Genomic DNA, 10,667 nt, shown 5'->3' with positions numbered 1-10,667 from the left:
CGCCGAGTCCTACCAAGCAGCCGTCACCCTCGCAGCCCTGCTGATGTGGGCGTGACATTTGACGACAACTCCTAGGAGGTCACCGACGAGGTGCTCCCGGCACCCGGCTCCAGCGCGTCCAGCGCCCGCCGCAGCCCCGTGAGTTTGCGTTCGAGATGGGCCGCGGTGGCCACCGCCGCCGCGTCCGCCGACTCGTCGTCGAGCTGTTTGGACAGCGCCTCGGCCTGCTCCTCGACCGCCGCGAGCCGCGCCGACAGCTCGGCGAGCAGACCGGTCGGCTCCTTCGACTCGCCGGCCGCGGTCCTGTCGCCGCCCTCCAGCTGCAGCCGCAGCAGCGCCGCCTGCTCCCGGAGCTGACAGTTCTTCATGTACAGCTCGACGAAAACCGACACCTTCGCGCGCAGCACCCACGGGTCGAACGGCTTGGAGATGTAGTCGACCGCACCCGCCGCGTATCCGCGGAAGGTGTGGTGGGGGCCGTGGTTGATCGCGGTGAGGAAGATGATCGGGATGTCCCGGGTGCGCTCCCGCCGCTTGATGTGCGCGGCCGTCTCGAAACCGTCCATGCCCGGCATCTGGACGTCCAGCAGAATGACCGCGAAGTCGTCCGTCAGCAGTGCTTTGAGCGCTTCCTCCCCGGACGATGCCCGCACCAGCGTCTGATCGAGCGCGGAGAGGATGGCCTCCAGCGCCAGCAGATTCTCCGGCCGGTCATCGACCAGGAGGATCTTGGCCTTCTGCACCATGGCCCGCCCTCCTCGCCCCGGCGTGGGGCCTCCCCTGTCCGCAGGACTTGGGACGACACCCTCGGGTGCCGCCACAGGGGACGGCTCCCTTGCGCCGCCCGTCCTTGTGCCGGTCATCGTAGCCGCACCCCGCCCGTCGCCACACCCTGTCACCGTGATGTCACAGTGCACGCAGCGGAAACGGGGCGGGAGACCAGAAGGTTCCCCGGATCCCCCGTTCCTACACGGCCCCGGCGCCACGGAGTCGGCGGCTGCCCGGACGCCTCGCTCCGCGCGGTCACTCGGCCCGCATCCACTGGTCCATCACCGTCAGCAGGTGATCCGGGTCGACCGGCTTGGTCACGTAGTCGGAGGCGCCCGACTCGATCGCCTTCTCCCGGTCGCCCTTCATCGCCTTCGCCGTCAGCGCGATGATCGGCAGGCCCGCGAACTGCGGCATCCTGCGGATCGCCGTGGTCGTCGCGTACCCGTCCATCTCGGGCATCATGATGTCCATCAGGACGACCGCCACGTCGTCGTGCTGCTCCAGCACCTCGATGCCCTCGCGGCCGTTCTCGGCGTACAGCACGGACAGCCCGTGCTGCTCCAGGACACTGGTCAGGGCGAAGACGTTGCGGATGTCGTCGTCGACGATCAGCACCTTGTGCCCGCCGAACCGGATGCCGCGCCGCCCTCGGGGCACCTCACTCAGCGGGGCGTCCGGCAGCCGTTCCGGCGTCACCGGGCGCGCCCCGGCGTCCGGACCACCGGGCCGGCGGCGGCGCCGGAACAGCGCGGCGGCCCCGTTCTGCGTCTCCTGGTACGACTTCACCTCGGCCGGGGTCTCGATCTCCGCCTCGGACAGCTGGGACAGTTCCGAGGCGGCCACCAGGTCACCGGCCTCCAGGGCGGGCACCGGCTGCTGGTAGCCCTGCGGCGGCAGCTCGCTGGGGTGCAGCGGCAGATACAGCGTGAACGTCGAGCCGCGTCCCGGCTCGCTCTGCGCGTGGATCTCACCGCCGAGCAGCTGGGCGATCTCCCGCGAGATGGACAGGCCCAGGCCGGTGCCGCCGTACTTGCGGCTGGTCGTGCCGTCCGCCTGCTTGAACGCCTCGAAGATGACCCGCATCTTACTGGCCGCGATGCCGATACCGGTGTCGGTGACGGAGAACGCGATCAGCGGCGCGTCCGGGTCGGTCAGCGAACCGGCCTCCAGCAACTGCTCCCGGATGGACTGCGGCACGTCCGCGCCGGCCGGCCGGATCACCAGCTCCACCGAGCCGGAGTCGGTGAACTTCACCGCGTTGGACAAGAGGTTGCGCAGCACCTGCAGCAGCCGCTGCTCGTCGGTGTGCAGGGTGGCGGGCAGCTCCGGCGACACCCGCACGGACAGGTCCAGGCCCTTCTCCGCGGTCAGCGGCCGGAACGTGGCCTCCACGTAGTCGACGAGCTGGACGAGCGCGATGCGCGTCGGTGAGACGTCCATCTTGCCCGCCTCGACCTTCGACAGGTCCAGGATGTCGTTGATCAGCTGGAGCAGGTCGGAGCCGGCGCCGTGAATGGTCTCGGCGAACTCCACCTGCTTCGGCGACAGGTTGCCCTCGGCGTTGTCGGCGAGCAGCTTGGCCAGGATCAGCAGCGAGTTGAGCGGCGTGCGCAGCTCGTGCGACATGTTGGCGAGGAACTCGCTCTTGTACCGCATGGAGACCGCGAGCTGCTCGGCGCGCTCCTCCAGGACCTGCCTCGCCTCCTCGATCTCGGTGTTCTTCACCTCGATGTCGCGGTTCTGCTGCGCCAGCAGCTCCGCCTTCTCCTCCAGTTCGGCGTTGGACGCCTGGAGCGCCTTCTGACGGTTCTCCAACTCCGCGGACCGCTCCCGCAGTTGCTCGGTCAGCTCCTGCGACTGCTTCAGCAGCTGCTCGGTCTTGGTGTTGACCGAGATGGTGTTGACGCTGGTGGCGATCATCTCCGCGATCTGGTTGAGGAAGTCCTTCTGGATCTGCGTGAACGGCGTGAACGACGCCAGTTCGATCACGCCGAGCACCTGGCCCTCGAACAGCACCGGAAGGACGATCACCTGCGCGGGCGGGGCCTCGCCGAGCCCGGAGGAGATCTTCAGGTAGCCGCTGGGCGCGTTCTCCACCAGGATCGTCCGCTTCTCCTGGGCGGCCGTCCCGATCAGCGCCTCGCCGGGCCGGAACGACGTCGGCATGGAGCCCATCGAGTAGCCGTACGAGCCCAGCATCCGCAGCTCGTACTCGTCGGCGCCGTCCTTGCCGTCGGCCGGAGGCATCGCCAGGAAGAAGGCGCCGTGCTGCGCGGCCACCAGGGGCGGCAGTTCGCTCATGATGAGCGAGGCCACGTCCTCCAGGTCGCGCCGGCCCTGCATCAGGGCGGACACGCGCGCGAGGTTGCCCTTCAGCCAGTCCTGCTCCTTGTTGGCGATGGTGGTGTCGCGCAGGTTGGCGATCATCTTGTTGATGTAGTCCTGCAGTTCCTGGATCTCACCGGACGCGTCGACGTCGATCTTCAGGTTCAGGTCGCCGCGGGTCACCGCCGTCGCCACGCGCGCGATGGCGCGCACCTGCCGGGTGAGGTTCCCGGCCATCTCGTTCACCGACTCGGTGAGGTCGCGCCAGGTGCCGTCGACGTCACGCACGCGTGCCTGGCCGCCCAGCTGCCCCTCGGTGCCCACCTCACGGGCCACCCGGGTGACCTCCTCGGCGAACGACGACAGCTGGTCCACCATCGTGTTGATGGTCGTCTTCAGCTCGAGGATCTCGCCCCGGGCGTCGATGTCGATCTTCTTCGTCAGGTCGCCCTTGGCGATGGCGGTGGTGACCATGGCGATGTTGCGCACCTGGCCGGTCAGGTTGGACGCCATCTGGTTCACGGACTCGGTGAGGTCCTTCCAGGTGCCGGCCACGCCGGGCACGTGCGCCTGCCCGCCCAGGATGCCGTCCGTGCCCACCTCGCGGGCCACCTTGGTGACCTGGTCGGCGAACGAACTCAGCGTCTTCACCATGGTGTTGAAGGTGTCGGCGAGCTGCGCGACCTCGCCGCGCGCCTCGATCGTCACCGTCCGGGTCAGGTCGCCGTTGGCGACGGCCGCCGCGACCTGGGAGATGTTGCGCACCTGCATGGTCAGGTTCTTGGCCATCAGGTTGACGTTGTCGCTGAGGTCCTTCCAGATGCCGGTGACGCCCGGCACGTGCGCCTGACCGCCCAGGATGCCCTCGGTGCCCACCTCACGGGCCACCCGGGTCACCTGCTCGGCGAACGACGACAGCTGGTCGACCATCGTGTTGACGGTCGTGACGAGTTCGAGGATCTCGCCCTTCGCGTCGACAGTGATCTTCTTCGACAGATCGCCCTTGGCGACCGCGGTGGTGACCTCGGCGATGTTGCGGACCTGGATGGTCAGGTTGTTCGCCATGAAGTTGACGGACTGGGTGAGGTCCTTCCAGGTGCCGGAGACGCCCTGCACCTCGGCCTGACCGCCCAGCTGGCCCTCCGTGCCCACCTCGCGGGCGACCCGGGTGACCTCCTCCGCGAACGACGACAGCTGGTCCACCATCGTGTTCAGGGTGTTCTTCAGCTCCAGGATCTCCCCGCGCGCGTCCACGGTGATCTTCTGGGAGAGGTCACCGCGCGCCACCGCCGTGGCCACCTGCGCGATGTTGCGGACCTGGGCGGTGAGGTTGCCCGCCATCCCGTTCACGGAGTCGGTCAGGTCCCGCCACACCCCGGCCACGCCCGGCACCTGCGCCTGACCGCCCAGGCGCCCCTCGGTGCCCACCTCACGGGCCACCCTGGTCACCTGGTCGGCGAAGCCGGAGAGCTGCTCGACCATCGTGTTGATGGTGTTCTTCAGCTCGAGGATCTCGCCGCGCGCGTCGACGTCGATCTTCTGGGAGAGGTCGCCGCGCGCCACCGCGGTCGTCACCTGGGCGATCTGCCGCACCTGCGAGGTGAGGTTGCCCGCCATGAAGTTGACGGAGTCGGTCAGTTCCTTCCACGTGCCGGACACGCCCGGCACGACCGCCTGCCCGCCCAGACGGCCCTCGGTGCCCACGTCCCGGGCCATCCGCGTCACCTGGTCGGCGAACGACGACAGCTGGTCCACCATCGTGTTCACGGTGTTCTTCAGTTGCAGCATCTCGCCGGAGACGTCCACGGTGACCTTCTGCGACAGGTCGCCGTTGGCCACGGCCGTCGTCACCTGGGCGATGTTCCTCACCTGTCCGGTGAGGTTGCGGAACGCGGTGTTGACGGAGTCCGTCAGGTCCTTCCACGTACCGGCCGCGCCCGGCACCTGCGCCTGACCGCCCAGCTCACCCTCCACACCGACCTCGCGGGCCACCCGCGTGACCTCGGAACCGAAGGACGACAGCTGGTCCACCATCCCGTTGACGGTGTTCTTCAGCTCCAGCATCTCGCCGGCCACGTCCACCGTGACCTTCTGGGAGAGATCACCGTTGGCCACGGCCGTCGTGACAGCGGCGATGTCCCTCACCTGGATGGTCAGATTCCGGAACACCGTGTTGACGGAGTCGGTGAGGTCCTTCCAGGTGCCGGCGGCACCGGGCACGTTCGCCTGCCCGCCCAGCTGTCCGGCCGCACCGACCTCGTTGGCCACCCGCGTGACCTCGTCCGCGAAGATCCGCAGCGTCTCGGTCATCTGGTTGATCGTGTCCGCGAGCTGCGCGACCTCGCCGCGCGCCGACACGGTCACCTTCTGCGACAGGTCACCGTTGGCCACGGCCGTGGTCACCTGGGCGATGCCCCGCACCTGCGCCGTCAGGTTGCCGGCCATCAGGTTCACCGAGTCGGTGAGGTCCTTCCACACCCCGGCCACGCCCGGCACCTGCGCCTGACCGCCGAGCTCACCCTCCACACCGACCTCCCGGGCCACCCGCGTGACCTCGGAGGAGAACGACGACAGCTGGTCCACCATCGTGTTGACGGTGTTCTTCAGCTCCAGCATCTCGCCGGCGACGTGGACGGTCACCTTCCGCGACAGGTCGCCCTTGGCCACCGCGGTCGTGACCAGCGCGATGTCCCGCACCTGTGCCGTCAGCCGGTACGCCATCGTGTTGACCGAGTCCGTGAGGTCCTTCCACGAACCCGACATGCCGCGCACGCGTGCCTGCCCGCCCAGCTTGCCCTCGGTGCCCACCTCGCTGGCCACCCGCGTGACCTCGTCGGTGAACGTGGACAACTGGTCGACCAGGTTGTTGACGGTACGCCCGACCTTCAGGAACTCCCCGCGCAGCGGATGCCCGCCGCCGTCCGCCGACTGCGACCGCAGCTCCATGCGCGGCGACAGATCACCGTCCGCCACGGCCGCCAGCACCCGGCCGACCTCGGAGACGGGCCGCACGAGGTCGTCCACCAGGGCGTTCGACGCGTCGATGGCGGCCGCCCAGGACCCCTCGCAGGCGCCCGTCTCCAGCCGCTCCGTGAGCTTGCCCTCACGCCCCACCATGCGGCGCACCCGGGACAGTTCGCCCGTCAGGTGCAGGTTCCGGTCGGCCACCTCGTTGAAGACGGCCGCGATCTCCGCCATCACGCCGTCCCCGGACACCGTGAGGCGCTTGCGGAAGTTCCCGTCCCGCATGGCCACCAGGGCCGCCAGCAGCCGGTTCAGGGCAGCCGTGTCCACCGCGGTGGTGCCACCGCGCGGTGTGCGTCGACCGCCCAGGGGCTGTCCGCCTTTCGCGCGCGTCCCAGTGGCCCGCGTCGCCGCGCCAGACTCCACTTGTTCCCTCCCGGAGGGTTCGACCGTTGCCGCCGTACTCGGGTACCGCCTCACGGGGTACCAGTGGGTGCCGCGCATTGCTGCCCGGTGCCTCAGGTCACATCAAGAGCTGCTGCCCGTCCTGCGCGGAAGACACGCAGCCCGCCCGGACTTTCACAAGAAGCCTGCCCAGTGTTTCACCCTGCCCGAACCAGGCCATAACAGTTCGGCAGCTTCGCACATCGTCCGCACACCACCCTGCAGGCGGAAACACTGCGGACCGGCATCCGCACGGACGGCGAAGGTAAGTAACCTTGCATGCGGCTGTCCAGCCGCGCCGGTCCGTCCGGCCTGGGCGGTGGCACGAGCACGAGCGGGCATCGGAGGGGCGGCCGCACACATGACCACCGGACTGATCCCGGGGGCACAGCCCCCGGAGCACCGGCCGACGGGCGGTCTGCCGCACCCGCGGCACGATCCGGTCGGCCAGGGGGCCCCGCACGTCGACAACCGGACGAGGAGTGCTGTGATCACCGCGCGCGCGGCCGCCAGCTTCGAGCCCGAGGGGCGATCCGTCGCGAGCGCCCGCTCCTTCGTCCGCGACACGCTCCAGGGCTGGGGCTTCGCCGACATCGTCGACGACGCCGTGGTGCTCACCAGCGAACTGGTCACCAACGCCGTCGTGCACGCGGGCACCTCCGCGGACGTGCTGTGCCTGCGCAGCGACGACGGCGTACGCGTCGAGGTCGCCGACCGCTACCCGGAGCGCGAGATCCCCCTCCAGGGCTCGCCCGCCACCATGGGCAGCCCCGACCGCGAGGGCGGCCGCGGCCTCCAGCTGTGCGCGGCGCTGGCCGGCCGCTGGGGCGTGGAGTACACGCCCACGCACAAGCAGGTCTGGTTCCAGCTCGACCTCCCCGACCGCCCGGTCGGGACGCGCACCGCGGGCCCGACCCTGCCCGCCGACCTCCTCCCGCTGGCCGACAGCCGGGTACGCGTCGCGGTCGTCCAGATCGACCGCGCGGGCGCGATCACGTCCTGGAACGAGGACGCGGAGGACCTCTTCGGCTACCCGGCCGAACAGGTCGTCGGAAAGCCGCTGACCGACCTGGCGGCCTGGCCGCACACCCCCGGCACCAGCACGGGCATCGCCGAGGCGCTCCAACTCTCCCGCTGGGAGGGCACTTACGGCATAAGGGGCGCCCACGGCCGCGTCCTCCCGGTGTACGCCTCCCATCTCCGCGTCCGCGACACCGACGGCGATCCGTCCACCGTCTGCCTGCTGGTCCGCGACCACGAACGCGCCGTGCTGCAGACGCCGTTGCGTGTCCCCGCCTCGGACACGGCCACCGTCTCCGAGGGACAGAGCACCGACCCCTTCGAGGTGTTCATCGGCTCCCCGGCCCCGGACGACCTCGACGGCCTCCTGCAGCGCACGGTGGAGCGCGCCCGCGACATGCTCGACGCGGACGCCGCCTTCCTGCTCCTGGCCACCGACGACGAGACCGAGCTGGAGGTCCGCGCCTCGACGGGCCTGCCCTCGGCCCGCCAGCGCTTCGCCCGCGTACCCGTCGAGGCAGGCCCCGGCCGCTACGGCTCCGCCCGCATGCCGGCCGTCCACGACGACCTGACCGCCGTACCCGGCGCCGTGCCCCTGCTCACCGGCACGGGCATGCGTTCCGTCGTCACGGTCCCGCTGAAGGTGGAGGGCCGTCTCACCGGCTCCCTCGGCGTGGCGGCCGAGGCCCCCGACAGGTACTCCAACGAAGAGGCGCTGCGCCTCCAGTTCGCCGCGGACCGCATCGCGTTGGCGGTCGAGTCGGCCCGCCTGGGCGAACTGGAGCGGCTGCGCCGGGGCTCCCTCAGCTTCCTCGTGGAGGCCTCCGACCTGCTGGCCGGCACCCTGGACCGCGACCAGACCCTCGCCCTGATGGCGCAGATGACGGTCCCGACCCTCGCCACCTGGTGCGCCGTCTACACGATCGCCGACCAGGCTTCCGAACCGTACCTGTCGTACGTCCTGCACGAGGACGAGGAACTCATCGACGGCATCAAGTCACTGTTGTCGAAGATCCCCCCGCCCGATCCGGTGCCGACGCCCGGCGCCCGCGTCTGGCCGGCTCCCGGCGAGGTGGCCCACCAGGCCGCTCTGCGCAGCTCGATGCGCAGCCTCGGTCTCGGCGGCGTCCCCACCTACCAGGTCGCCTCGGGCATCGGGCCCACCCTCGCCACGGCCTCGGCGGTCGGCGGCGAGACCGTCGTGCTGCCCCTGGTGGCCCGCAACCGCGTCATCGGCATGCTGACGCTGGGCAAGCCCACCGACGAGCACTTCCGCCAGGAGATCCTGGAGCTGGCGGAGGACTTGAGCCGCCGCGCGGCCCTGGCCCTGGACAACGCCCGCCTGTATTCGGAGCGCACGGCCATCAGCCAGTCCCTCCAGCGCAGTCTGCTGCCCCCGGAGCTCCCTCGGATCGACGGGGTGGAGGTCGAGGTCATCTACCGCGCGGCCGGCGAGGGCAACGAGGTCGGCGGCGACTTCTACGACCTGTTCCCCATCAGCGACGGGGCCTACGGTTTCGCGATCGGCGACGTCTGCGGTACGGGCCCGGAGGCGGCCGCGGTCACCGGCCTGGCCCGGCACGCGCTGCGGCTGCTGGCCCGGGAGGGCTTCGGCGGCCCCGCGGTCCTGCAGCGCCTCAACTCGGCGATCCTGGACGAAGGCGCCCGCAGCCGCTTCCTGACCCTGCTCTACGGCGAGTTGTGGCCCCGGGAGGACGGCAGCGCGGTACTCAAGGTGGTCTGCGCCGGCCACCCGCTGCCGCTCCGGCTGCGCCAGGACGGCACCGTCGAACCGGCGGCTGAACCTCAGCCGCTGCTGGGCGTCATGGAGGACCTGGAGCTGTACGAGCAGACGGTCACCCTCGATCCCGGCGATGTCCTGCTGTGTGTGACGGACGGCGTGACCGAGCGCCGCGAGGGCACCCGCATGCTGGGCGACGACGGCCTCGCCGAGGTTCTCACGACCTGTACGGGCCTGACGGCCGGCGCGGTGGCGGCCCGCATCATGCGCGCGGTGGAGCGCTTCGCCTCGGATGCGCCCTCGGACGACATGGCGATCCTGGCGATGCGGGTTCCGGTCCCCCACAAGGACTGAGAGACGCGAAAAGGCCCCGCCCGAGAGGGCGGGGCCTTTTCTGTGGAGCCCCCAAACGGAATCGAACCGTTGACCTTCTCCTTACCATGGAGACGCTCTGCCGACTGAGCTATAGGGGCCGGTCGCCTTTTCGGGGTTTCCCCCGCGGCAACGGAATAGATCATACCCCGAACACATGGCTGCTCCCAACTCCGTCAGAAGGCGGGCTGAAGCAGTCCTCCGAGCGCATTGCAGGCGGCCACGATCCGCTGCATGTCCCGCCGCGTCAGGGTGGCGTCGACGGGCAGCGAGAGGGTTTCGTCGGCCGCCCGTTCGGTCTCCGGAAGCGCCACACGGCTGCGGAACTCGGGCAGCCGGTGCACCGGGGTCTTCACCGGCACCCGGCACTCGACTCCCCTGGCCCGTACGGCCCGCGCGAACGCGTCCCGGTCCGGCCGTCCGTTCCCCGGCACGCGCACGACGTACTGCTGATAGGTGTGCCCCTCACCGCTGTCGGGCGTGCGCACACCCCTCAGCCTGGTGTCGAGATAGGCCGCCCGCTCCCTGCGCTGAGCCACCTCGTCGTACGGCGCCTCGGACTCCCCCTGCTCCAGCACCAGGAGCCCGTGCCGCTGCCCGACGCCGTGCAGGCGCGTGACGTCGGCGGGCCGGCCGAAGCGGTGCACGGCGACGAGGGCCGCCGTGCGCGGAGTTGTCGCCGCCTCGACGGCGGACGGGTCGAGGCAGTACGTGACCGGATCGATGTCCGCGAACACCGGAAGCGCCCCGGTCAGGGCGACGGCCTCGGCGACTTCGGCGTTTCCGAACGCCGGCACGACGACCTCGTCACCGGGTCCGACGCCCGCGGCTCTGAGCATTGCAGCAGTACCCATGCTGCGGATGGTGGTTGCGCAACGTGAACTTCAAGTGACGTGCAACAAAAAAGGGTTGGGCCCGGAACCGAAGTTCCGGGCCCAACCCTTTCAAAGTTCGTTCGGCGGCGTCCTACTCTCCCACAGGGTCCCCCCTGCAGTACCATCGGCGCTGTAAGGCTTAGCTTCCGGGTTCG

The 10,667-nt window shown here is 70.1% G+C and carries 4 protein-coding genes, 1 tRNA gene and 1 rRNA gene; 1 reads left to right on the top strand and 5 read right to left on the bottom strand.

The features are described 5' to 3' along the window. Positions 1-71: 71 nt before the first annotated feature. Both VKA29_RS33645 and VKA29_RS33640 read right to left on the bottom strand, forming a co-directional pair. A complete protein-coding gene (locus VKA29_RS33645) occupies positions 72-746 on the bottom strand; it encodes a response regulator (protein ID WP_324789837.1) in 675 nt (224 codons plus the stop codon). Positions 747-1,023: 277 nt separating this feature from the next. Beyond that, positions 1,024-6,486, bottom strand: a complete 5,463-nt coding sequence (locus tag VKA29_RS33640) for a HAMP domain-containing protein (RefSeq protein ID WP_324789836.1) — start codon at positions 6,484-6,486, stop codon at positions 1,024-1,026. 379 nt (positions 6,487-6,865) lie between these two features. Between VKA29_RS33640 and VKA29_RS33635 the strand changes: the two genes are divergently transcribed. Further along, entirely contained in the window at positions 6,866-9,619 is a 2,754-nt protein-coding gene (locus VKA29_RS33635) for a SpoIIE family protein phosphatase (protein WP_324789835.1), read from the top strand. Positions 9,620-9,662: 43 nt separating this feature from the next. On the opposite strand, the gene VKA29_RS33630 is transcribed toward VKA29_RS33635, so the two are convergent. The 3 genes from VKA29_RS33630 to rrf form a co-directional block, all read right to left on the bottom strand. Further along, positions 9,663-9,738 (bottom strand) — tRNA-Thr (locus VKA29_RS33630). Between the two features lie 75 nt (positions 9,739-9,813). Then, positions 9,814-10,476: a DegT/DnrJ/EryC1/StrS family aminotransferase gene (locus VKA29_RS33625; protein ID WP_324789838.1), complete on the bottom strand. Its 663-nt coding sequence runs from the start codon at positions 10,474-10,476 to the stop codon at positions 9,814-9,816. A gap of 114 nt (positions 10,477-10,590) precedes the next feature. Beyond that, a 5S ribosomal RNA gene (gene rrf, locus VKA29_RS33620) occupies positions 10,591-10,667 on the bottom strand; the annotation flags it as partial.

The organism is Streptomyces sp. H51 (assembly GCF_035656535.1).
GTDB lineage: Bacteria > Actinomycetota > Actinomycetes > Streptomycetales > Streptomycetaceae > Streptomyces.
This window is presented reverse-complemented; position numbering and strand designations above follow the sequence as displayed.

Bases quoted from the DNA above. Each gene is read 5' to 3' on its own strand.
- VKA29_RS33645 (WP_324789837.1), bottom strand. From the start codon at position 746: ATGGTGCAGAAGGCCAAGATCCTCCTGGTCGATGACCGGCCGGAGAAT.
- VKA29_RS33635 (WP_324789835.1), top strand. From the start codon at position 6,866: ATGACCACCGGACTGATCCCGGGGGCACAGCCCCCGGAGCACCGGCCG.
- VKA29_RS33625 (WP_324789838.1), bottom strand. From the start codon at position 10,476: ATGCTCAGAGCCGCGGGCGTCGGACCCGGTGACGAGGTCGTCGTGCCG.